The following is a 20,262-nucleotide window of genomic DNA, read 5'->3' on the forward strand; positions in this document are numbered from 1 at the left end:
GGTCGCATCTTGCGTAAGGTGGCGGGTATTCTACCTGCGCTGGCGCCTGTCCTTAAACCGTAAGAGGCGATAGGTCGCAGCCAACGTTCATTTTTGCGAAGGAATACCCCATGACAAGGCGACTGATCGGTGCATTGGCGATCATCACAACCCTGCTGCTCAGCGGCTGCGGTAACGATTACGGCGTTGACCAATATGGCCAGAAAGTGGCGGCCGAACGCCTGGACAAACAGTGGCTGGTGGTCAATTACTGGGCCGAATGGTGTGGCCCGTGCCGCACGGAAATCCCCGAACTCAATGCCTTGGCCGAGCAACTGAAAGGGCAGGGTGTGGAGGTGTTCGGGGTTAACTTCGACAATGTGCAGGGTGAGGAACTGAAGGCCGCCAGCGACAAGCTGGGGATCAAGTTCACGGTCCTGGCCCAGAACCCGGACGGGATCTTCGAGATTCCACGCAGCGAGGCGTTGCCGGTGACCTACATCATCGACGACAAGGGCAAGGTGCGTGAGCAGTTGATGGGTGAGCAGACTGCAGAAGGGGTGCTGGCCAAGCTCAAGGCCCTGCGCGGTTAAAGCAACACCTCAGAGAAAGTGTGGGAGGGGGCTTGCTCCCGATAGCGGTGTAACAGTCAATTGATGTATTGACTGACACACTGCTATCGGGAGCAAGCCCCCTCCCACATTGAGATCCCATCAATCCAAAGACTGGGGATATCAGCCTTCTTCAAGCCACAAACGAATCGGCTTGCCCTCGGCCGGCCAGAACCGCGTCTGTTCGATCGGCGAGATGTCCCAGCGCTGCACGCCTTGCAAGGCCTGGAAGAAGCGGTGCTCCTGCTCCATCAACGCCTCGGCGCACATTTTGCGGGTGCTGCCGATAGGTCCGAAGCTGAGCTTGTCACCCTCGACGGTATACGGTGCAAACCAGTGATTGCAGCCGCCGTTGCCGTAGGCGCGGCCATCAGCGCCAAGGGTGACGGTCAGGTGCGCGTAGTCCATCAGCGGGCGCTCACCGATCCACTCCACCACGTAGCTGTGGTCGCGTTCGAGCTTCGGGCCGTCGGCAGCACAACCCGTCAGAGCCGCGCCGATTGCGGCGAGCAGCAGCGGGCCCTTCATTGTGCGGCCTGCTGGCATTTCGGGCAGCGGTGCTTGTCGCCTTCACTGGCCCAGCCGAGTTCTTTGATGCGTGCGTTGGCGGCCGGTTGCAGCGGCTCTTTGGTCAGCTTGGTTTCCACCGAAAATTCAAACTCCAGCACGACGTCGCAGCTGTCGCAGTTGACCTTCCAGGTGTGAATTTCCAGTTCGCCGAACTTCGGCCCCTGGGCCATGGCGACCCATTGGCCCGCCGGGCGTATGGAGTAGCGTGCGTCACCTTCGACGGTCAGGCGCATCGACAGGGTTTTACTGCCGCGCAGGGTGACGATCAGCACGTCACCGTGCTTGATCGAACCACCGTTGCCGGTGACCTGGTAACGGCCCGGCACAAGGGCGCGGCATTCGATCAGGGTGTGTTGCGGGCTCAGCAAGCTGAAGCGGAAATCGTGTTCGGCCATGGATCCTCCAAATAGGCGCGGCATCCTATCACGGGTGCCGGCCCATCATGAGCCTGGTATGTGACCGCTGATCAACCCTCGACCAGGTTCTGTGGCCGACCATCGGCCCACGCCACAATGTTGGCCAGCGTCGTACCGGCGATCGCCGCCAGGGCTTCACGAGTGAGAAATGCCTGGTGCGCAGTGATGATCACGTTGGGGAAGGTCAGCAGACGCGCGAGTACGTCGTCTTGCAGGGGCAGGTCCGAGCGGTCCTCGAAAAACAGCTGGGCTTCTTCTTCATAAACGTCCAGCGCCAGGTAGCCCAATTGGCCCTCCTTGAGGGCTTCGATCAGCGCGGGCGTATCGACCAAGCCACCGCGGCCGGTGTTGATCAGCATTGCACCGGGCTGCATGTGCGCCAGGGAACGGGCGTTGATCAGGTGTTTGCTGTCGGCAGTCAACGGGCAGTGCAGGCTGATGATCTGCGCCTCGGCCAGCAAGTCGGGCAGGCTGACGTAGCGAGCGCCCAGGGCCTGGACGTGTGGGTTGGGGAAGGGGTCATAAGCCAGTAATTGGCAGCCGAAGCCGGCCATGATCTTGGCGAAGGTCGCGCCGATCTGCCCGGTGCCAACCACGCCGACGGTTTTGCCGACCAGATCGAAACCGGTGAGCCCATGCAGGCTGAAGTCGCCATCACGGGTACGGTTATAGGCACGGTGCAGGCGGCGGTTGAGAGCCAGGATCAGCGCCACGGCGTGTTCGGCCACGGCGTGGGGCGAATAGGCGGGCACGCGCACGATGCTCAGGCCCAGGCGTTTGGCGGCGACCAAGTCAACATGGTTGTAGCCGGCCGAACGCAGGGCAATCAGGCGTGTACCGCCCTTGGCCAGTTGCTCCAGCACCGGGGCGCTGAGGTCGTCATTGATAAAGGCGCAGACCACCTCATGGTGTTCGGCCAGGGCTACGGTGTCGAGGTTGAGGCGGGCGGGTTGGAATTGCAGCTCCAGGGCCGAGGGGAGCGGTTCACCGAGAAAACTGTCACGGTCGTAGGTCTGGCTGCTGAAAAGAATGACGCGCATCAAGAAGGCTCCCTGCAATTTACACGATGGAAATGCTGACTAAATGTGGGAGGGGGCTTGCTCCCACATTTTGATTGGTGTTGTCCATAAAATTGCGTCAGGCGCTGACTCTGGCTTCACTGGCCAGCCGCGCAATCGCCATGTCCAGTTCATCCAGCGCGGCCATGGCCTTAGCATCGTCCTGCTTGAGCAGGGTTTCAGCGCGTTGGCACGCCGCGCGCAGTTGCGGCACGCCACAGTAGCGCGTGGCGCCGTGCAAACGGTGCACGCGTTCGATCAGGGCGTGATTGTCATTGGCTTCGCGGGCGACGGTAATCGCCAGGCGGTCGGCTTCCAGGGAGGCCAGCAGCATGGCGAGCATGTCGGCGGCGAGGTCGGCCTTGTTGGCGGCCAGGCGCAGGCCCTCCTCGTGGTCGAGCACCAGCAGTTGCACACCTTGAGCCGGGCCGTCGTTGACGCGTTCCGGGCCCTGGTTACGCAGGGCCAGGCCGGTCCACTTCAACACCACCTGGGCCAGTTGCCGCTCGCTGATGGGCTTGGTCAGGTAGTCGTCCATGCCGCTCTGCAGCAGGGCGCGTTTTTCATTGGCCATGGCGTGTGCCGTGAGGGCCACCACCGGCAGCGGCGTGCCGTGGCGCTCGCTTTCCCACTGGCGGATCGCCTCAGTGCTTTGGCGGCCGTCCATGCCGGGCATTTGTACATCCATCAATACCAGATCGAAGGTTTCCTGCTTCACCGCATCAATGGCCGCGTAACCGCTCTCCACCGCCTGCACCTTGGCGCCCATGTCTTCCAGCAGGGTTTGTACCAGCAACAGGTTCGCCGGGTTGTCGTCCACGCACAGCACACGCGGCGCACGGCTGGACAGCGGCTCACCCGGCTCGCTGCGTGAAGGGCGGGGGCTGATCAGGTCGGCCAGGGAGCGGCGCAGCTTGCGTGTACAGGCCGGCTTGGCCTGCAATTGGCTGTTGGGGTTGGGTACCGATTGGTTGAACAGCATCTGTTCGGTGGTCGGGCACAGCACCAGCACTTTGCAACCCAGGTGTTCAAGGTCCCACAAGTGCTGGTTGAGACGCTCGGGCGGAATGTCATTGGCCGTCACGCCGAGCACCGCCAGGCTGATGGCCTGCTCGGTCTGGTGCGCACTGGTGATGCCGTTGGTCAGGCTTTCCAGGGTATTGAAGGGTGTGACTTCCAGGCCGCAGTCTTCCAGTTGGTGTTGCAGGGCCTGGCGCGCCAGCTCGTGGTTTTCCAGTACGGCCACGCGGCGACCCAGCAGCGGCGGGGCGGGCAGGTCTTCGACGTCGTCGCGGGTCTTGGGCAGGTTCAGGCTGATCCAGAATTCCGAGCCTTCACCCGGCGTGCTGTCGACGCCGATTTCACCGCCCATCTGCTCGATCAAACGCTTGGAAATCACCAGGCCCAGGCCGGTGCCGCCAGGTTGGCGCGACAGCGAGTTGTCGGCCTGGCTGAACGCCTGGAACAGCGCGCGCACATCCTGGTTGGACAGGCCTATGCCGGTGTCTTGCACGCTGATGCGCAATTGCACGCTGTCCTCCTGTTCGTCCTCGACCATCGCCCGGGCGACGATGGTGCCTTCGCGGGTGAACTTGATCGCGTTGCTGATCAGGTTGGTCAGGATCTGCTTGAGCCGCAGCGGGTCGCCCACCAACGCCAGCGGCGTATCGCGGTACACCAGGCTCACCAGTTCAAGCTGCTTGGCATGGGCGGCGGGGGCGAGGATGGTCAGGGTGTCTTGCAGCAAGTCCCGCAGGTTGAACGGCACGCTGTCGAGCACCAGCTTGCCGGCCTCGATCTTCGAGAAATCGAGGATTTCGTTGATGATACCCAGCAGGTTATCGGCGGATTTTTCAATAGTGCCCAGGTAATCCAGTTGGCGCGGCGACAGCTCGCTTTTTTGCAGCAGATGAGTAAAACCGAGGATGCCGTTGAGCGGCGTGCGGATCTCATGGCTCATATTGGCCAGGAACTCGGACTTGATGCGACTGGCCTCCAGGGCCTCCTTGCGCGCCAGGTCCAGCTCGATGTTCTGGATCTCGATGGTCTCCAGGTTCTGGCGTACGTCCTCGGTGGCCTGGTCGATGCTGTGTTGCAGTTCTTCCTGGGCGTTTTGCAGGGTTTCGGCCATGCGGTTGATGCCCGATGCGAGCTGGTCCAGTTCCTGGCTGCCCAGGGGCGGCAGGCGTGTTTCCAGGTTGCCGTCCTTGAGCTGGGCCACGGCTTGCTTGATCTGGCCAATCGGCGAATTGATGGTGCGGCTGATCCGCAGGGCGAGCGCTGCGGTGAACATCAGGCCGATGGCGATCAACAACAGGCTGGCGAACAGGCTGCGGTAGCCGCGCAGCAACATGCCATTGTGGGACAGCTCCACTTCGACCCAGCCCAGCAGGCGGTCTGCCTCATCCGGGATCACGTCGCCGGCGAGGTTGCGATGACGGCCGAATACCGGCAGCAGATAGCGGGTGGCATCGTTGCCGGTGCGCTGCAACAGGCGCGAACTGTTGCCGGTGGGTGGTGGGTTGAGCATGGTCGGGCCGGCGTGGGCCAGGGACGAACGGTCTGGCGCCAGGAACGACACTGCGCGCACGTCCGGTTGCTCCAGGGACTGGGTGGCGATGCGCTCCAGCAGCTCGGCGTTCTTGTGGCCCAGGGCCGGCGCTACCAATGGCGCCAATTGCTCGGCAATCATTTCGCCGCGCTGCAGCAACTGGCTCTGCAACTCCGAAAGTTGCATCCAGGTGAAATAGCCTCCCAACAACAGAGCCATCAGGCTGGTCGGTAATAAGGTCAGCAACAGTACGCGGCCTTTTATCCCCATTCTTCTAAGCACGCCACTCTCCTGCTACCACGTTGTTATCCATTATCCACACAGGCATCCGGCCCGCGCCACCTGCGCAGTGTAGCCATTTGCACGGCCTGGAATCTTGCAAATTAATGACATGCGGCAATCTTCGGGCCATTCGGCGCCGGGTGGCGATTGCCTGTGAACGTTTAATCTTGAATAATCAGTGATTGAGAATGACTTGCAGACGCTAATGACTCCCGCAGCAGTTGGCCTACCCACAATCCTGACCATCGAAGATGACCCTGTGCTGGGTGCCTACGTGCATGAGCAACTTGGCCGCAGTGGTTTTCAGGTGACGTGGTGCCGCAACGGCCAGCAGGGCCTGCAAATGGCTTGCGAGCAGGCGTTCGACCTGGTGTTGATGGACATCCTGCTGCCGGGGCTCGACGGCTTGTCGATCCTCACCCATTTGCGCAAGAGCCATGCCATGCCGGTGATCCTGATGTCGGCCCTGGGCGCTGAAGCCGATCGCATCAGCGGTTTTCGCCTGGGGGCGGACGACTACCTGCCCAAACCGTTCAGCATGGTAGAGCTGCGTGTGCGCATTGAAGCCATCCTGCGCCGCGTGGCCCTGGATCGCCGACCCGAGCCGCCGCGCCCGGTGATGCGTGAGGATGCCCGGGTGTTGCAGTTTGACGATGAGCGCTGTGATGTGGCCTGCCAGCAACACTGGGCCGGGTTGACGCGCAGCGAATACCGGCTGCTGGAAACCCTGCAGCGCAATGTTGAAGAAGTGCTCAGCAAAGCCTTCCTGTATCAACACGTGCTGCAGCGCGGTTATGCACCCCATGACCGCAGCCTCGACATGCACGTCAGTCAGATTCGCCGCAAACTCAAGGCCATCGGCTACGCCGAGCGTGAAGTGCGTACAGTGTGGGGCAAGGGCTATGTGCTGAGCGGTCATGATGAAGGGCTTTGAGCGGCTGCCTGGCAAACACTCATTGTTCTGGAAGCTGGCCTGCCTGTTGATCGCCTTCTGTTTGCTGATGATTTGGCTCAGTTGGTCGTGGGGCCGCTACATGGAGCAGCAGAGTGCTTACCTGTCCGACAAGTCGCGGGAGATCCTCAGCGGTTACGCTGCAGGTGCCGAACTGGCGTGGAGTACACAAGGCCGCGCCGGCGTGGATGCCTGGTTGCAACTGATGGCCAAGCGTGAAACCACCTGGGTGGGTGTGATCGGCAACGATTTGCAATCCCTGGGCAGCACGCCGCTCAGCGACAAGGAAAGCCAGCGCCTGACCTTCTTGCGCGGGCTGGATTGGCCGGTCAGCCGACATGTCATCGGATTGCCGTGGATGAAGGTGCCGTTTCCGGTTGATCCTGGGATGGGGTCGCTGGTGATCGAGTTGCCGCAGCGCTTTATGCCGGGGCGTTATCAACTGTTCTGGCGGGTGGTGACCAATGGCGTCATCCCGGGCCTGTTTACCTTGTTGCTGTGCATCGGCCTCTATCGGCTGCTGATCATGCCCCTCAATCAATTGCGCGAGCAGGCCAATGCCTGGCGTGCGGATCAATTGAATACGCGGATGTCCCGGGATGCGACCAGTCGACAGGATGAGCTCGGGGAGCTGGGGCGCGCCTTTGACCATATGTCTGAACGCTTGCAGGGTACGGTGCGCTTGCAACAGCAGTTGCTGCGCGACATGTCCCATGAATTGCGCACGCCTTTGAGTCGCCTGCGGGTGGCTTGCGACAGCGAGCAAGACCCGGCCAGGCTGCGTGAGCGCCTGGGTCGGGAAATCGACGCCATGCAGCGCCTGGTGGAAGACAGCCTGCAACTGGCCTGGCTCGACAGTGAAACAGCGCCGCTGCCCCAGGAAGACATTCAGCTCCAGGCGCTGTGGGACATGTTGCGGGAAAACGCCTGTTTCGAAAGCCACTGGCCGGCGTCGCGCTTGCCGTGCTTATTACCGCCGGACAGTTGGGTGCGCGGCAACCTGAATGCACTGGCCCAGGCTCTGGAGAATATCCTGCGCAACGCCATACGCCACTCGCCAGCCGAGGGTACCGTGCTACTCGACGGCTGCCGCGAAGGAGACTATTGGCATATCTGGCTACAGGACCAGGGCGGCGGTATTGATGAGCAGGATTTGGAAACTATCTTCGCGCCCTTTACCCGGTTGGACGGCTCGCGGCCCGGCGATGGCGGGTTCGGCCTGGGCTTGAGCATTGCCCGCAACGCCGTGCAGCGTCAGGGTGGGCGCTTATGGGCGCAGAACTGCGGTCCGGGTTTGCGCGTGCATATACGCTTGCCGGCCCGTTAACCGTCAACGGCGACGCAGCTTGCGTTTCTTCCACTGGTGCGCGACCCACCAGCGCCAGTAGGCCATGGTCAAGCAATAAGCCAGCGCCCCCAGCACCAGCCCCAATACCACCGAACCCAGCAGAAACGGTTGCCAGAGCGTGCTCAACTGGCCGCTGATCCATTCCCATGTCAAATCGTCAGGTAGGCTGCGTGGCGGCACATTCATCAGCCAGGCGCCGGTCAGGTAGGTACAGACGAATACCACCGGCATGGTGACCGGATTGGTCAGCCACACCAGGCTGACCGCTATCGGCATATTGCCGCGCACGGTGATCGCCAGGATCGCCGCAAGCAGCATCTGCAACGGAATCGGTATAAACGCCGCGAATAAACCCACCGCCATGGCGCGAGCCACCGAATGCCGGTTCAGGTGCCAGAGGTTCGGATCATGCAGCAGGGTGCCAAGAAACTGTAATGACTTGTGTTCCCTGATGCTGCTGGGATCGGGCATGTACCGTTTGAATAAGCGCCGGGGCATAAGGGGTCCAGGTCAATTTGAAGGGCAAGTATGCCCGGATTCTATAAACAGAAAATTCAGACTTTGTGACAAAACATCATAGGCGCTCTCGGTCAGCCGGCTAAGACTGAATGGATCACTGGAAAAGGATGATTCATGAAAACAGGGATGTTCGCGCTGGCGCTGGGGTTGCTGGTATTGCGCTGGTTACCCGCATTGCCGTCTGGCGCCGGGTTGCTGGCTATGCTGATACTGGCCTTGATGCTGCTGCCTTTTCGTACCTATCCTGTGGCGTTTTTTCTGGTCGGCCTGAGTTGGGCCTGCATCAGCGCACAGTGGGCGCTGGATGATCGATTGCAACCGGCGCTGGACGGGCAGACGCGCTGGGTACAAGGGCGTGTCATCGGCTTGCCGCAGCAGACCGGCACGGGCGTGCGATTCGAGTTGGCCGACAGTCGGGCGCGCAATGCACGGCTGCCCAAACGTATTCGGGTGTCCTGGCACGGCGGGCCGACCGTAAACAGCGGCGAGTACTGGCGTCTGGCACTGACGCTCAAGCGGCCCGCCGGCCTGCTCAATTTTCATGGCTTTGACCACGAAGCCTGGCTGCTGGCCCAGCGTATCGGCGCCAGCGCGACGGTGAAGGATGGTGAGCGCCTGGCGCCGGCGCGCAATGCCTGGCGCGATGCCGTTCGCCAGCGCCTGATGGCCGTGGAAGCGCACGGCCGCGAGGCGGGCCTGGCGGCGTTGGTGCTGGGCGACGGTTCCGGGCTTGCACCTGAGGATTGGCAGGTGTTGCAGAACACCGGCACGGTGCATCTGCTGGTGATTTCCGGACAGCACATTGGTTTGTTGGCGGGGTTGATCTACGGCTTGATCTCTATGTTGGCGCGCTATGGCTGCTGGCCGCGAGGCTGGCCATGGCTGCCATGGGCGTGCGGCTTGGCGTTTGCCGGGGCGTTGGGCTATGGCCTGCTGGCAGGGTTCGGCGTGCCGGTGCAGCGGGCTTGTGTGATGGTGGGCCTGGTGCTGCTGTGGCGTTTGCGTTTTCGCCATTTGGGGGTGTGGTGGCCGTTGTTGCTCGCATTGAATGGCGTGTTGCTCATCGAGCCCTTGGCCAGTCTACAGCCGGGGTTCTGGTTGTCGTTTGCGGCGGTCGCGGTGTTGGTGTGGGCATTCAGCGGGCGCCTGGGGCCGTGGAGCGTCTGGCAAATCTGGACCCGTCCACAGTGGTTGATCGCAATTGGCTTGTTTCCGGTCCTGCTGGTGTTGGGGTTGCCCATCAGCCTCAGTGCCCCCGTGGCCAATCTGGTCGCCGTGCCCTGGATCAGCCTGGTAGTACTGCCTTTGGCGCTGCTGGGCACGGCGCTGCTGTGGGTGCCGTTGGTCGGCGAGGGCGTGTTGTGGCTGGCCGGTGGCGCACTGGACGGATTGTTCAAGGGCCTGGCGCTGCTCGCTGCACAACTGCCGGCCTGGGTACCGGCTGAGGTACCTTTGAGGTATTGGCTGGTGAGCCTGGCGGGCGCAGTGATTGTGTTGTTGCCCAAGGGGCTGCCATTCCGAGTGCTGGGTTGGCCCATGCTGTTGGTGGCAGTGTTTCCACCCAGGGATGGGGTGCCCCATGGCCAGGTGGAGGTGTTGCAACTGGATGTCGGCCAGGGCCAGGCACTGATCCTGCGTACCCGCCATCACACCTTGCTCTACGATGCCGGGCCGCGCTCGGGGCCTGCCGATCTGGGCGCGCGCGTGGTCTTGCCGTCGTTGCAGAAGCTCGGGGTAGGGCAGTTGGACATGATGCTGCTCAGTCATGCCGATGCCGATCATGCCGGCGGTGCCGCGGCGGTGGCCCGTGGCCTGCCCATCAAGCGTGTGGTAGGCGGTGAAACCGAAGGGCTGCCAGCGTTTCTTGCTACGCAACCCTGCAGGAGCGGTGAACATTGGGAGTGGGACGGCGTGGCATTCGAACTGTGGCAATGGCCTGGTGCTATCGAGGGCAATCCGAAATCCTGTGTATTGCAGGTCCAGGCCAACGGTGAACGCTTGCTGCTCACCGGTGATATCGATCGCGCCGCCGAGCAAGCATTTCTGGCCTCGCCGCTGGCGGTTCCGACCGACTGGCTGCAAGCCCCGCACCATGGCAGCCGCAGTTCTTCGTCCTGGCCTTTCCTGCAGCGGCTGGCGCCAACCGCGGTGCTGATTTCCCGGGGGCGCGGCAACGCGTTCGGCCATCCGCATCCGCAGGTGCTGGAGCGCTATCAGGCGCTGGGTAGCCGGGTATATGACAGTGCCGAGCAAGGCGCTGTACGGCTGCGCCTGGGGGCATTCACGCCACCAACGGTTGCGCGCAGTCAACGTCGTTTCTGGCGCGAACCGTTACCGTAACCCAGCGTTACCAAAGACTCAGGGGCGCGACAGGCGGGCCTGTTGCCGACGAACCCCGCTGCCGAACCTATATGGTAAAGTGGCGCACTTTTTCGAGGGGACATTCACTGTGTGGGAATTGGTCAAATCCGGCGGCTGGATGATGTTGCCGATCATTCTGAGCTCCATCGCCGCACTCGGCATCGTCGCCGAACGCCTGTGGACCCTGCGCGCCAGTCGCGTAACCCCTGAACACCTGCTGGGGCAGGTCTGGGGCTGGATCAAGAACAAACAGCTCGACAAGCAAAAACTCAAGGAGCTGCGCGCCAATTCGCCGCTGGGTGAAATCCTCGCTGCCGGCCTGGCCAACTCCAAGCATGGTCGCGAGATCATGAAAGAGTGCATCGAAGAAGCGGCTGCCCGGGTTATCCATGAACTGGAGCGCTACATCAATGCCCTCGGCACCATTGCCGCCATGGCACCGCTGCTCGGTTTGCTCGGCACGGTACTGGGCATGATCGATATCTTCAGCTCGTTCATGGGCTCGGGCATGACCACCAACGCGGCAGTATTGGCCGGGGGGATTTCCAAGGCATTGATCACCACCGCCGCCGGCCTGATGGTGGGGATTCCTTCGGTGTTCTTCCACCGCTTCCTGCAGCGTCGCATCGACGAACTGGTGGTTGGCATGGAACAGGAGGCCATCAAGCTGGTGGAAGTGGTGCAGGGCGATCGTGACGTAGATCTGGTCGAGGGCAAAGCGTGAAATTTCGCCGCAAGCAACGGGAAAATGTCGATATCAACCTCGCGTCATTGATCGACGTGGTGTTCATCCTGCTGCTGTTCTTTGTCGTGACCACCACCTTCACCCGGGAAACCCAGCTGCGTGTCGACTTGCCGGAGGCGGTGAGCGGTTCACCTGCCGAAGACCAGCAGGTCAAGCAACTGGATATTGCCATCAGCGCAGACGGCGTATTTTCAGTGAATAACCAATTGCTGCAGAAAAACGATCTCGCCAGCCTGATGGAGGCCTTGCAGAAAGAGTCCGGTGGCGACACCCGGCTACCGCTGTCGATCAGTGCTGATGGCAAGACCCAGCACCAAGCGGTGATCACCGCCATGGACGCGGCCGGCAAGCTCGGCTTCAGCCATTTGCGCATGACCACCGTCGAGGCGGCGAGCCCGCCCTGATGGCCATTTCCGATCGTTTGCTCAAGGCCTGGTACGAGGGCCATCCGGCATTGGTGCTGTTGCGGCCGCTGGAGTCACTGTATCGCCGGGTGGTGCAACGCAAGCGTGCGCGCTTCGTGGCAGGTGAGGGCGAGATTTATCAATCGCCGGTGCCGGTGGTGGTGGTCGGCAATATCACCGTGGGAGGCACCGGCAAGACGCCGCTGATCCTGTGGTTGATCGAGCATTGCCGTCGTAGCGGTTTGCGCGTGGGCGTGGTCAGCCGTGGCTACGGTGCCAAGCCGCCGCAGTTGCCGTGGCGGGTCGAGGCCAGCCACAGTGCCGAGGTGGCCGGCGACGAGCCCTTGCTGATCGTGCAGCGCAGCGGCGTAGCGCTGATGATCGACCCCGATCGCAGCCGCGCGGTAAAGGCCCTCTTGGCCAGTGAACCCCTGGACCTGATCCTCTCCGACGACGGCCTGCAGCATTACCGCCTGGCCCGCGATCTCGAGCTGGTGCTGATCGACGCTGCCCGTGGCCTCGGCAATCGTCGCTGCCTGCCGGCCGGGCCGTTGCGCGAGCCGGTGGAGCGCCTGCAAAGTGTGGATGCGTTGCTCTATAACGGTGCCGGTTCGGACCGTAAGGATGGTTTTGCCTTCCGGCTGCAGCCCACCGCGCTGGTCAACCTGCACAGCGGCGAGCGCCAGCCCGTCACGCACTTTGCGCCGGGCCAACAGGTGCATGCGGTCGCCGGTATCGGCAATCCGCAACGTTTCTTCAATACCCTTGAAACGCTACACTGGCAGCCGCTGCCCCATGCTTTTGCCGACCACGCGCCCTACAGCGCCGAGGTCTTGAATTTTACCCCGTCATTGCCGCTGGTCATGACCGAAAAGGACGCGGTGAAGTGCCGCGCCTTTGCCCAGCCCGACTGGTGGTACCTTGCGGTGGATGCGGTGCCGTCGCCGGCGTTTGTCGCCTGGTTCGACACGCAGCTGATGCGTCTGCTGCCCAACCGTCTATTGCCTTAACGCTTCTTTCCAGGAATCACTCATGGACACCAAACTGCTCGACATCCTCGCTTGCCCGATCTGCAAAGGCCCGCTCAAGCTCAGCGCCGACAAAACCGAGCTGATCAGCAAAGGTGCCGGCCTGGCTTACCCGATACGTGATGGCATCCCGGTGATGCTTGAAAGCGAAGCCCGTACCCTGACCACCGATGAGCGCCTGGATAAATGACCACCGCCTTTACCGTCGTCATTCCCTCGCGCTATGCCTCGACGCGCCTGCCGGGCAAACCGCTGCAAATGATCGGCACCAAGCCGATGATCCAGCTGGTGTGGGAACAAGCGTGCAAGAGCAGCGCCGAGCGGGTAGTGGTGGCCACCGATGACCCGCGTATCATCGAGGCGTGCAAAGGGTTCGGTGCCGAAGCCGTCCTGACCCGCGAAGACCATAACTCCGGCACTGATCGTCTGGCCGAGGTGGCGACCAAGCTTGGCCTGGCGCCCGACGCCATCGTGGTCAACGTGCAAGGTGACGAGCCATTGATACCGCCGGGTGTCATCGACCAGGTCGCCGCCAACCTCGCGGCCCATGGCGAGGCGCGTATGGCGACCCTGGCCGAACCGATCGAAGACATCGAGACGCTGTTCAACCCGAACGTGGTGAAAGTGGTCAGCGACATCAACGGCCTGGCACTGACCTTCAGTCGCTCTACCTTGCCGTGGGCGCGGGATGCCTTTGCCAGGAGTCGCGACGTGTTGCCGGAAGGCGTGCCGTATCGCCGCCATATCGGCATCTACGCCTACCGCGCGGGTTTCCTGCATGATTTTGTCAGCTGGGGCCCGTGCTGGCTGGAAAACACCGAATCCCTGGAACAACTGCGTGCCCTGTGGCACGGCGTGCGCATCCATGTGGGCGATGCGTTGGAAGCGCCGCCGGCGGGTGTCGACACTCAGGAAGATCTCGAACGCGTCCGTCGCCTGCTGGGCGCCTGATGGAAGTTCTGTTTGTATGCCTGGGCAATATCTGCCGCTCGCCAACCGCTGAAGGCGTCCTGCGCCATAAATTGCGCGAGGCGGGCTTGGCCGGCCAGATCGAGGTAGCGTCTGCCGGCACCGGTGAATGGCATATCGGCAACCCGCCGGATCAGCGCAGCCAGCGTGCGGCACTGGGGCGTGGTTACGACCTGTCATCCCAGCGTGCCCAGCAGGTTAGCCGCGCCGACTTTGCGCGCTATGACCTGATCCTGGCCATGGATCACAGCAACCTCAAGGCCATGCAGCCGGGGCAGGGCAAGGCGGAACTGGATTTGTTCCTGCGCCGCTTTGACGGCGAAGTGGATGAAGTGCCAGACCCTTACTACGAAGGTGAACAAGGTTTCGAGCGGGTCCTGGACCTGATCGAGCGCGCCTGTGATTTATTGGTGATCGAATTGAAGGGGCGGTTATGACCTTGCAAGTGCTTGCGCAGGTATCGCTCAAGCCATTCAACAGCTTTGGCATTGATGTGCGCGCTCAATTATTTGCCGAGGCCCACAGCGATGCCGAGGTTCGCGAAGCCATCGCCTATGCCGCTGCACACGCGGTACCGTTGCTGGTGATCGGTGGCGGCAGCAATTTGCTGTTGACCCAGGATGTCCCGGCGTTGGTGTTGCGCATGGCAACAGAAGGCATTCGCGTGCTGCACGACGATGGCGTGCGCGTGCTGGTCGAAGCCGAAGCGGGCGAAGCCTGGCACCCGTTCGTTTTGTGGACCCTTGAACACGGCTTCTGCGGCCTGGAAAACCTCAGCCTGATCCCCGGCACCGTCGGCGCCGCACCCATGCAGAACATCGGGGCCTATGGCGTGGAGATCAAGGATGTCTTCGCCGGCCTCACCGCCCTGGATCGCCAGACGGGCGAACTGCGGGATTTCAGCCTGGACGAATGCAACTTTGCTTACCGTGACAGCCTGTTCAAGCATGAGGTCGGGCGGTGGTTGATCCTGCGGGTACGCTTTGCCCTCAGCCGCACCAATCACCTGAAACTCGACTACGGCCCGGTGCAACAGCGCCTGACCGCGCAGGGCATCACCCACGCTACACCAAGCGATGTGAGCCGGGCGATTTGCAGCATTCGCCGCGAGAAACTGCCGGACCCGGCAGAGTTGGGCAATGCCGGCAGCTTCTTCAAGAACCCACTGGTGTCCCAGGCCCTCGCTGCCGAACTGCAAAGCCAATACCCGGACTTGGTCGCATACCCTCAGGCCGACGGGCAAATGAAACTCGCCGCCGGCTGGCTGATCGACAAGGCAGGGTGGAAGGGCTTTCGAGACGGCGATGCGGGCGTGCATAAGCTGCAGGCGCTGGTGCTGGTCAACTACGGGGCAGCCACAGGGCGCGAGATTGCCAACCTGGCGTTACGTATCCAGCAGGATATCTTCAAGCGTTTCAAGGTTGAGCTGGAGATGGAACCCAACCAGTACTGATCTTTCAGGCCTGGAAATGAAAATGCCCCGTATCTTGCGATACGGGGCATTTTTTATTGCGCTGGTTGATCAGTCGTCGCGGCTCATGATGCCGAAGATCTGCAACAGGCTGATAAACAGGTTGTAGATCGATACATACAGGCTGATGGTGGCCATGATGTAGTTACGCTCACCACCGTGGATGATGGCGCTGGTCTGGAACAGGATGCACACCGAGGAAAACAGCACAAAACCTGCGCTGATCGCCAGTTGCAGGCCGCTGATCTGGAAGAACATGCTGGCCACCACCGCCGCCAGCAACACGAAGAAGCCTGCGGTGATGAAGCCACCCAGGAAGCTCATGTCCTTACGGCTGATAAGCACGTAGGCCGACAGGCCACCAAATACCAGCGCCGTCATGGCAAACGCCGAACTGACCACTTCCGCACCGCCGGCCATGCCGAGGTAACGGTTGAGGATCGGGCCGAGGATAAAGCCCATGAAACCGGTCAAGGCAAACGCCGACACCAGGCCCCAGGCCGAATCGCGCAGCTTGTTGGTCAGGAAGAACAGACCATAGAAGCCGATCAGCACGACAAAGATATTCGGATAACCAACGCGCATCTGTTGGGCCACATACGCCATCACGCCGCTGAATGCGAGCGTCAAGGCGAGCAAGCCGTACGTATTGCGCAACACGCGGCTGACTTCAAGCTGCTCAGCCTGCGCGTTGCCATTCACTGCGTAATTCTGTTCGCGCATGGCGACACTCCTTCAGTTTTGAAACGTTCAGTCGCAAAGATCATAACAGACGCTCTGTAACAAGCGATGCAGAGAGTTTGACAGTGTGTTTCATTCGGGTATTATGGCGCCCGCTGACACGGGATGAGCTACTATAATCCTGTGATGCACAAGGGAAATTGGCAGAGTGGTTGAATGCACCGGTCTTGAAAACCGGCGGACGTTAATAGCGTCTCCAGGGTTCGAATCCCTGGTTTCCCGCCAAGATTCAAACGAAAGCCCCGCGAATGCGGGGCTTTTGTGTTTCTGGGGTTTGGGTGGAGCGCGACGGTTTTTGAGAGGCGTTCCGAAACTTTCGGGTAGGCGTTCCGAAACTTTGCCTATTTTGATGGTTTGGCAGTGGCGCCAATCCTCCTGTATACCCGTTTGGTGATCTCCTGCTTGCTATGTCCCAGCAGTAGGCTTGCGTCGCCAATATCGATGATTTCCGAAGCCGCCTTGGGTCTGATGTCACGAAACTGAAACCCTCCAATCTTTGCTGCGAGCATAGGGTCGCCCTGATCCAGCGCATTCTGCTGCGCCTTTTCCCTTGCCTTGTCCCAGCGTAGGCGCAACATACCTTTCGTCATCCTTTTACCGTGCTTGTTGATGAGTAGGTACTTGGACGGGTGATTGGCATTCCTTTCGGTTATCTCTCTAACCAATTTCCCGAGACTGTTTTCTCCAGATTCTGTTTGCATCAAAATTCTGAGTTTCTGCCCAGTTTTACCTTGAGTGACTAGGAAGTAATCGCCCTCTGTGTCGTCACTACGCATGATGATTACGTCGGCCGGCCTCTGGCCTGTCAGGTAGGCCAGGTCCATGGCTTCCTTAAGTTCGGGGCCCGCCATACCGTAAACTGCGTCCCAAACCACCGCATTGGCGTAGTAGTCGCGTGGAACCTCCTTGTTCTTCCTGACGCCTTGGCAAGGATTCTCCCGCTCGGTGAGGCCCCACTCGCGAGCCATATTGAACACGTGAGACAGAAGAGCAATTTCCCTGTTAGCCCTGACCTTGGCGGTGCGTGCGTCGCGATACCCGGCGATATTTGCCGGCGTGATGGAGTCTATGGGAGCCCCATCGAATGTGGGACGTAGCTGTTTTAGTTCGGCCAGGTTGTCTTTCTGGGTACGCTCGCCTTTTTTCGGAATGACGTCGCGGACGTATCGATCAAATATACCCTGCATTATGGTCAGATCTGCTGGCTTTTCCTTGGCCTCAAGCTCTGCCCACTTCAATCGGGCTTTATTCAGGTCGCCGCCAAGCGGGATTTCTTTTCCCGTCGAGTCTTTGTAGTAGTAACCGACCCATACTTTACCGTTCTTACGAGGACGTTTACGGCGGACCATTCCCGGAGGCAAGTCCCTATTTTCTGTGTTTCGAGGCCGCATCTCAGTTCACCCTGGAGAAGTCAGGCGTCCAAACTGGCCGCGTAGGTGGGGGGCTTTGCTCAATTAGTACTGGATTGCTCATGCCTAGCTTCATGCGAGCGTACATGCGCCCGACTAAAGGGCGACCCCCACGGCTCTTGATGAATACCCAGTTGCGGTCGATTAGCCACTTTCGTTGGTGGGCTCGCTGCTTATAGCCGGTTAGGTCGGCCAGTTCATCGTCCGAGAGGATTTCAGCCTCTAGGGCTTTGGGCTGTGAACGGGTCGTATACCCCACGACAGGCTGCGCGAGCGGGCGTTTCTGAGCGTTTAGCGTTGCATCAGCGCGCGCTGCCCCGCGCAGCTTTTCGTGGGGTATAAGTGCCTCGGCGGTGTCGCTGGAAGGAGCAATAATGCCTGCTGCTACGCAGCAGAGGCTGTTTGTTTCTAGCGTGTCGACGCTACCTGCAATGTGGAGCAAAGCGGGCAGGGCGCCGGTGTTGTCCTGTTGGTTCTTCATGCCGCTTTCCTCCGATGTTCGATTGCGAGTTGGTCCATCAGCCGCTGGTGGTAGGTGAGCCGGGCTTCGGCGGCAGGCCATGGGCGGATGGTTTCAACCATGGGTTCGATGCCGACCAAGCAATCCCAGATAGCCGGATCGGTTGGCATGAGGTCGCGGCGTTCGGTAGCAAGTGCAATCAAGTCGGCCTTGTATATGCACGCGGGGAGTTCTGGGGCGATGTCGAACCGTTCGCACACTCGCCACCAGATACAATCCTCAAAGTGCTGGTAGGCGCTAATCCACTGCTTGAGTGGCCGCGTCATGTCACCCACGTACGCCTCGGCGGCGTCGTGAAGTAGGGCCGCGAGTTTGTGCTCTTCCGGCACCAGCTCGGCAACGATGCAACTGTGTTGGGCCACGCTGTAGAACTCGCGGGTGTGGCCGTTGAATCGGCACAGGTGGGCCAGTGCGTGCGAGATATCGCGTGGGTCGATCATGCCGGCGTCAGGCTCGAACAAGTCGAAGCGCTTGCTGGTGGAGGTGAGGATCCAGTTCATGCGGCTTCCCTCACCAGGTCGGCCATCAGCAAGGCGTTGTCAGTTGCTTTGTGCAATTGGCGCAGAGCTTCATAGCCGATCAGGGCTTTCAACTGGCGGTCGAGCTCTTTGCTGTAGCGGGTCAGAGCGCGCAGTTCCTTGGTGGCCTTGGCGTGTTGCTGCTGCAATGTGCCGGCGGCTTGGGGTGTCAGGCGCAGCATTGGGATGGCTCGGCTCATGCTGCATCCCCTTTCAACTCGAAGCGATCCATCAGCGCAGCCATATTCAGTGCCTTGTCACGTAGGGCTAGCGCCTGAGTTGTTTGGGTTTCGGATCTGACGGCGCGGAAGGTGTCTGCGGCGAGTTTCAGCTTTTCGGCAATGGCGAGAAGGGTGTAACGGTCTTGCGGTTCCCGGCTCAATAGGAGTTCGGTGCGCTTGCATTGATCTGACATCTTTTTGAGAGAGGTCGCGTATGCAGCTGAAGCCTCCTCCCTGCCCGAGACGTACCCCTCGGCATAGCCTTCGTCGTAGCCATCATTTTTGCCGTCGGTGAGGCCGCCTCGGTAGCCGACCCAATAGAGGATGCCGGCGGCGATTACGATGCCGATCAATGCGCAGATTTGAATTGCAGTCATGTGGTGTGCTCCTGGTAGTTACGTTGGCTGGTGGTGGCAGCCGTTGGGGTTACTGGTCCTGCTCGGTTAAATCGTTTTGCTGTCGCGGCATGTCCTCGTCTGCTCTGTAGGCGCGGATGTCGATCAGTGCCGCGACGTGCTTGATGTGCGCGTACCGCAACGCTTTCACACTGTGATCCAGCGTGGTCACCGGCAGTTGAATCCGGCCGCTGTTGATCGCCTCGGTGAAGGTCTTTTCATTGAGGTTCTTGAAGTAGTGCACGCGCAACTTTTCCAATGGGATAAGCACGTCGCCGAAGAGTTGGTGCAGCATTTCTACGGTTGCGCTATCCGGTGCGTGTAGCAGCCTTAGCGGAGGCTGGTTGGTGGTCATCTCCATAAACTCCCGATCAATCTATATTTCGTTTCACCGCCGGACGCGTGTTCGCGTCCAGTCCTGAACCTCCGAAAGAACCCATGCTACTGGGGCGCTCTTGCCGGTAGCTTCGGTTAGCTTGACTGGACGCGGAAACTTGCTTTCGGGGTTCCTGAGTAGCTTGTAGATTGTTGGACGAGCCAAGCCGACAATCTTTGTAACGTCACTCATGCGAACGAGGATGCAACTTGGATCTTTCGCTCCGCTCGCCGTCATCGGTTGTGCGTCGGAGGTTTGATCGATTTTATTTATGCCTGCCACTTCAACCGCAAGTTGTAGGGCGCTCCTAACTTTTTTTGGGGCGCGCTCTGAGTGAGGCAATTCAAGTAGGGTTTTCAGCAGGTAATCTAAAAGGTCATGGTTCATTGAGTTTTTTCCGTTTTGGATGGTGCCAGGCATTCAGGCAATGGCGTTTGGTCAGCTCCCGCAGATGCTCCGGCACTTCGAGGAGCGCGGCATTGCGCTCCTCGCGTGTGTGCATGGCGACGATCTGGCGGGCGTACTCCCTAGGCCACGTCATGGTTGTCTGCCGGTATGGCTGGCAGTTCGAGGCCCAGCTGACTTGCCAACCAGGGCATGCCGGCTTGCCGGACCTTCGTCGACTGGCTGTATTGCATTCCAGCCGTCTCGTGGTACCAGTTGCCGTTCTTGATCCGCAGGTACTCCCGGTCACGTACAGGAAACGCCGGGAGGTTGCGGTCAGTGAGCAAGCCCTTGTCACGCATCAGCGCGATCAGTTTGGGGCGGGTGAGGCCGAAGTACTTGGCGGCCTTTTCCAGGCTACGTTCCATCGCGAC

Annotated in this window: 26 protein-coding genes and 1 tRNA gene; 12 read left to right on the plus strand and 15 right to left on the minus strand. The window is 60.6% G+C overall.

Annotated elements, in window-relative coordinates; all coding sequences use genetic code 11:
• The first annotated feature begins 110 nt into the window (after positions 1–110).
• Positions 111–572, plus strand: a complete 462-nt coding sequence (locus E4O97_RS24500; RefSeq protein WP_005789064.1) for a TlpA disulfide reductase family protein — start codon at positions 111–113, stop codon at positions 570–572.
• A gap of 141 nt (positions 573–713) precedes the next feature.
• On the opposite strand, the gene E4O97_RS24505 is transcribed toward E4O97_RS24500, so the two are convergent.
• The 4 genes from E4O97_RS24505 to E4O97_RS24520 form a co-directional block, all read right to left on the minus strand.
• On the minus strand, positions 714–1,118 hold the full coding sequence (locus E4O97_RS24505) for an META domain-containing protein (RefSeq protein WP_032880638.1): 405 nt from the start codon (positions 1,116–1,118) through the stop codon (positions 714–716).
• Positions 1,115–1,555: a hypothetical protein gene (locus tag E4O97_RS24510; RefSeq protein ID WP_078821651.1), complete on the minus strand. Its 441-nt coding sequence runs from the start codon at positions 1,553–1,555 to the stop codon at positions 1,115–1,117. The genes E4O97_RS24505 and E4O97_RS24510 overlap by 4 nt, the downstream gene beginning before the upstream one ends.
• Before the next feature lie 71 nt (positions 1,556–1,626).
• A complete protein-coding gene (locus tag E4O97_RS24515; protein ID WP_248162476.1) occupies positions 1,627–2,616 on the minus strand; it encodes a 2-hydroxyacid dehydrogenase in 990 nt (329 codons plus the stop codon).
• Positions 2,617–2,713: 97 nt separating this feature from the next.
• Positions 2,714–5,467, minus strand: a complete 2,754-nt coding sequence (locus E4O97_RS24520; protein ID WP_032880641.1) for a response regulator — start codon at positions 5,465–5,467, stop codon at positions 2,714–2,716.
• A gap of 205 nt (positions 5,468–5,672) precedes the next feature.
• Here E4O97_RS24520 and E4O97_RS24525 point away from each other — a divergent pair, with 205 nt between their 5' ends.
• Together E4O97_RS24525 and E4O97_RS24530 are read left to right on the plus strand one after the other, a co-directional pair.
• Positions 5,673–6,401: a response regulator transcription factor gene (locus E4O97_RS24525; protein WP_005789059.1), complete on the plus strand. Its 729-nt coding sequence runs from the start codon at positions 5,673–5,675 to the stop codon at positions 6,399–6,401.
• Complete coding sequence (locus E4O97_RS24530) at positions 6,388–7,746, plus strand: sensor histidine kinase (protein WP_078821650.1); 1,359 nt, start codon at positions 6,388–6,390, stop codon at positions 7,744–7,746. Before E4O97_RS24525 ends, E4O97_RS24530 begins: the two co-directional genes overlap by 14 nt.
• A 3-nt stretch (positions 7,747–7,749) precedes the next feature.
• Here E4O97_RS24530 and E4O97_RS24535 read toward each other — a convergent pair whose 3' ends face one another.
• Positions 7,750–8,265 (minus strand): DUF2062 domain-containing protein, encoded by a 516-nt coding sequence (locus tag E4O97_RS24535; protein ID WP_005789057.1) that lies wholly within the window; start codon positions 8,263–8,265, stop codon positions 7,750–7,752.
• Between the two features lie 135 nt (positions 8,266–8,400).
• On the opposite strand from E4O97_RS24535, the gene E4O97_RS24540 reads away from it, so the two are divergent.
• From E4O97_RS24540 to murB, 8 genes are all read left to right on the plus strand, one after another.
• Positions 8,401–10,626: a DNA internalization-related competence protein ComEC/Rec2 gene (locus E4O97_RS24540; RefSeq protein ID WP_216091696.1), complete on the plus strand. Its 2,226-nt coding sequence runs from the start codon at positions 8,401–8,403 to the stop codon at positions 10,624–10,626.
• A gap of 109 nt (positions 10,627–10,735) precedes the next feature.
• A complete protein-coding gene (locus E4O97_RS24545; protein ID WP_005789055.1) occupies positions 10,736–11,371 on the plus strand; it encodes a MotA/TolQ/ExbB proton channel family protein in 636 nt (211 codons plus the stop codon).
• Positions 11,368–11,796, plus strand: a complete 429-nt coding sequence (locus tag E4O97_RS24550) for a biopolymer transporter ExbD (RefSeq protein WP_216091695.1) — start codon at positions 11,368–11,370, stop codon at positions 11,794–11,796. Before E4O97_RS24545 ends, E4O97_RS24550 begins: the two co-directional genes overlap by 4 nt.
• Positions 11,796–12,806, plus strand: a complete 1,011-nt coding sequence (lpxK, locus tag E4O97_RS24555) for a tetraacyldisaccharide 4'-kinase (RefSeq protein ID WP_228308572.1) — start codon at positions 11,796–11,798, stop codon at positions 12,804–12,806. The genes E4O97_RS24550 and lpxK overlap by 1 nt, the downstream gene beginning before the upstream one ends.
• A 22-nt stretch (positions 12,807–12,828) precedes the next feature.
• On the plus strand, positions 12,829–13,014 hold the full coding sequence (locus E4O97_RS24560; RefSeq protein ID WP_003174668.1) for a Trm112 family protein: 186 nt from the start codon (positions 12,829–12,831) through the stop codon (positions 13,012–13,014).
• Positions 13,011–13,775, plus strand: coding sequence for a 3-deoxy-manno-octulosonate cytidylyltransferase (kdsB, locus tag E4O97_RS24565; RefSeq protein ID WP_032880648.1), 765 nt, complete (start codon positions 13,011–13,013; stop codon positions 13,773–13,775). The genes E4O97_RS24560 and kdsB overlap by 4 nt, the downstream gene beginning before the upstream one ends.
• Positions 13,775–14,230, plus strand: a complete 456-nt coding sequence (locus E4O97_RS24570) for a low molecular weight protein-tyrosine-phosphatase (RefSeq protein ID WP_248162478.1) — start codon at positions 13,775–13,777, stop codon at positions 14,228–14,230. Before kdsB ends, E4O97_RS24570 begins: the two co-directional genes overlap by 1 nt.
• Positions 14,227–15,246 (plus strand): UDP-N-acetylmuramate dehydrogenase, encoded by a 1,020-nt coding sequence (gene murB / locus E4O97_RS24575; RefSeq protein WP_248162480.1) that lies wholly within the window; start codon positions 14,227–14,229, stop codon positions 15,244–15,246. The genes E4O97_RS24570 and murB overlap by 4 nt, the downstream gene beginning before the upstream one ends.
• A gap of 69 nt (positions 15,247–15,315) precedes the next feature.
• Here murB and E4O97_RS24580 read toward each other — a convergent pair whose 3' ends face one another.
• Positions 15,316–15,987, minus strand: coding sequence for a Bax inhibitor-1/YccA family protein (locus tag E4O97_RS24580; RefSeq protein WP_003192030.1), 672 nt, complete (start codon positions 15,985–15,987; stop codon positions 15,316–15,318).
• Positions 15,988–16,139: 152 nt separating this feature from the next.
• Here E4O97_RS24580 and E4O97_RS24585 point away from each other — a divergent pair.
• Positions 16,140–16,230 (plus strand) — tRNA-Ser (locus E4O97_RS24585).
• A 116-nt stretch (positions 16,231–16,346) separates the two neighbouring features.
• Here E4O97_RS24585 and E4O97_RS24590 read toward each other — a convergent pair.
• From E4O97_RS24590 to E4O97_RS24630, 9 genes are all read right to left on the minus strand, one after another.
• A complete protein-coding gene (locus E4O97_RS24590) occupies positions 16,347–17,396 on the minus strand; it encodes a tyrosine-type recombinase/integrase (RefSeq protein WP_248162483.1) in 1,050 nt (349 codons plus the stop codon).
• A gap of 1 nt (position 17,397) precedes the next feature.
• Complete coding sequence (locus E4O97_RS24595) at positions 17,398–17,673, minus strand: DUF4224 domain-containing protein (protein WP_248162550.1); 276 nt, start codon at positions 17,671–17,673, stop codon at positions 17,398–17,400.
• A gap of 218 nt (positions 17,674–17,891) precedes the next feature.
• On the minus strand, positions 17,892–18,434 hold the full coding sequence (locus E4O97_RS24600; RefSeq protein WP_248162485.1) for a phosphohydrolase: 543 nt from the start codon (positions 18,432–18,434) through the stop codon (positions 17,892–17,894).
• Positions 18,431–18,652, minus strand: coding sequence for a hypothetical protein (locus tag E4O97_RS24605; RefSeq protein WP_248162486.1), 222 nt, complete (start codon positions 18,650–18,652; stop codon positions 18,431–18,433). Before E4O97_RS24605 ends, E4O97_RS24600 begins: the two co-directional genes overlap by 4 nt.
• A complete protein-coding gene (locus tag E4O97_RS24610; RefSeq protein WP_248162487.1) occupies positions 18,649–19,050 on the minus strand; it encodes a hypothetical protein in 402 nt (133 codons plus the stop codon). Before E4O97_RS24610 ends, E4O97_RS24605 begins: the two co-directional genes overlap by 4 nt.
• Before the next feature lie 49 nt (positions 19,051–19,099).
• Positions 19,100–19,423 carry a pyocin activator PrtN family protein gene (locus E4O97_RS24615; protein WP_248162488.1) on the minus strand — a complete coding sequence of 108 codons (324 nt, stop codon included), beginning with the start codon at positions 19,421–19,423 and terminating at the stop codon, positions 19,100–19,102.
• A 33-nt stretch (positions 19,424–19,456) separates the two neighbouring features.
• The gene (locus E4O97_RS27575; RefSeq protein WP_348984555.1) at positions 19,457–19,864 is read right to left on the minus strand and encodes an AlpA family phage regulatory protein; all 408 of its coding nucleotides are present in this window, start codon (positions 19,862–19,864) and stop codon (positions 19,457–19,459) included.
• Positions 19,821–19,985 carry a hypothetical protein gene (locus E4O97_RS24625; protein WP_248162489.1) on the minus strand — a complete coding sequence of 55 codons (165 nt, stop codon included), beginning with the start codon at positions 19,983–19,985 and terminating at the stop codon, positions 19,821–19,823. The genes E4O97_RS27575 and E4O97_RS24625 overlap by 44 nt, the downstream gene beginning before the upstream one ends.
• On the minus strand, positions 19,972–20,256 hold the full coding sequence (locus E4O97_RS24630) for a phage antirepressor KilAC domain-containing protein (RefSeq protein ID WP_248162490.1): 285 nt from the start codon (positions 20,254–20,256) through the stop codon (positions 19,972–19,974). Before E4O97_RS24630 ends, E4O97_RS24625 begins: the two co-directional genes overlap by 14 nt.
• Positions 20,257–20,262 lie beyond the last annotated feature (6 nt).

The organism is Pseudomonas sp. W15Feb34, from assembly GCF_023127765.1.
In the GTDB taxonomy this organism is placed as follows: Bacteria; Pseudomonadota; Gammaproteobacteria; order Pseudomonadales; family Pseudomonadaceae; genus Aquipseudomonas; species Aquipseudomonas synxantha_A.

Bases quoted from the DNA above. Each gene is read 5' to 3' on its own strand.
- E4O97_RS24580 (WP_003192030.1), bottom strand. From the start codon at position 15,987: ATGCGCGAACAGAATTACGCAGTGAATGGCAACGCGCAGGCTGAGCAG.
- lpxK (WP_228308572.1), top strand. From the start codon at position 11,796: ATGGCCATTTCCGATCGTTTGCTCAAGGCCTGGTACGAGGGCCATCCG.
- E4O97_RS24600 (WP_248162485.1), bottom strand. From the start codon at position 18,434: ATGAACTGGATCCTCACCTCCACCAGCAAGCGCTTCGACTTGTTCGAG.
- E4O97_RS24500 (WP_005789064.1), top strand. From the start codon at position 111: ATGACAAGGCGACTGATCGGTGCATTGGCGATCATCACAACCCTGCTG.
- E4O97_RS24510 (WP_078821651.1), bottom strand. From the start codon at position 1,555: ATGGCCGAACACGATTTCCGCTTCAGCTTGCTGAGCCCGCAACACACC.
- E4O97_RS24535 (WP_005789057.1), bottom strand. From the start codon at position 8,265: ATGCCCCGGCGCTTATTCAAACGGTACATGCCCGATCCCAGCAGCATC.
- E4O97_RS24610 (WP_248162487.1), bottom strand. From the start codon at position 19,050: ATGACTGCAATTCAAATCTGCGCATTGATCGGCATCGTAATCGCCGCC.
- E4O97_RS27575 (WP_348984555.1), bottom strand. From the start codon at position 19,864: ATGCCTGGCACCATCCAAAACGGAAAAAACTCAATGAACCATGACCTT.
- E4O97_RS24530 (WP_078821650.1), top strand. From the start codon at position 6,388: ATGAAGGGCTTTGAGCGGCTGCCTGGCAAACACTCATTGTTCTGGAAG.
- E4O97_RS24590 (WP_248162483.1), bottom strand. From the start codon at position 17,396: ATGCGGCCTCGAAACACAGAAAATAGGGACTTGCCTCCGGGAATGGTC.
- kdsB (WP_032880648.1), top strand. From the start codon at position 13,011: ATGACCACCGCCTTTACCGTCGTCATTCCCTCGCGCTATGCCTCGACG.
- E4O97_RS24505 (WP_032880638.1), bottom strand. From the start codon at position 1,118: ATGAAGGGCCCGCTGCTGCTCGCCGCAATCGGCGCGGCTCTGACGGGT.
- E4O97_RS24625 (WP_248162489.1), bottom strand. From the start codon at position 19,985: ATGACGTGGCCTAGGGAGTACGCCCGCCAGATCGTCGCCATGCACACA.
- E4O97_RS24630 (WP_248162490.1), bottom strand. From the start codon at position 20,256: ATGGAACGTAGCCTGGAAAAGGCCGCCAAGTACTTCGGCCTCACCCGC.
- E4O97_RS24525 (WP_005789059.1), top strand. From the start codon at position 5,673: ATGACTCCCGCAGCAGTTGGCCTACCCACAATCCTGACCATCGAAGAT.
- murB (WP_248162480.1), top strand. From the start codon at position 14,227: ATGACCTTGCAAGTGCTTGCGCAGGTATCGCTCAAGCCATTCAACAGC.
- E4O97_RS24560 (WP_003174668.1), top strand. From the start codon at position 12,829: ATGGACACCAAACTGCTCGACATCCTCGCTTGCCCGATCTGCAAAGGC.
- E4O97_RS24615 (WP_248162488.1), bottom strand. From the start codon at position 19,423: ATGACCACCAACCAGCCTCCGCTAAGGCTGCTACACGCACCGGATAGC.
- E4O97_RS24540 (WP_216091696.1), top strand. From the start codon at position 8,401: ATGAAAACAGGGATGTTCGCGCTGGCGCTGGGGTTGCTGGTATTGCGC.
- E4O97_RS24605 (WP_248162486.1), bottom strand. From the start codon at position 18,652: ATGAGCCGAGCCATCCCAATGCTGCGCCTGACACCCCAAGCCGCCGGC.
- E4O97_RS24515 (WP_248162476.1), bottom strand. From the start codon at position 2,616: ATGCGCGTCATTCTTTTCAGCAGCCAGACCTACGACCGTGACAGTTTT.
- E4O97_RS24570 (WP_248162478.1), top strand. From the start codon at position 13,775: ATGGAAGTTCTGTTTGTATGCCTGGGCAATATCTGCCGCTCGCCAACC.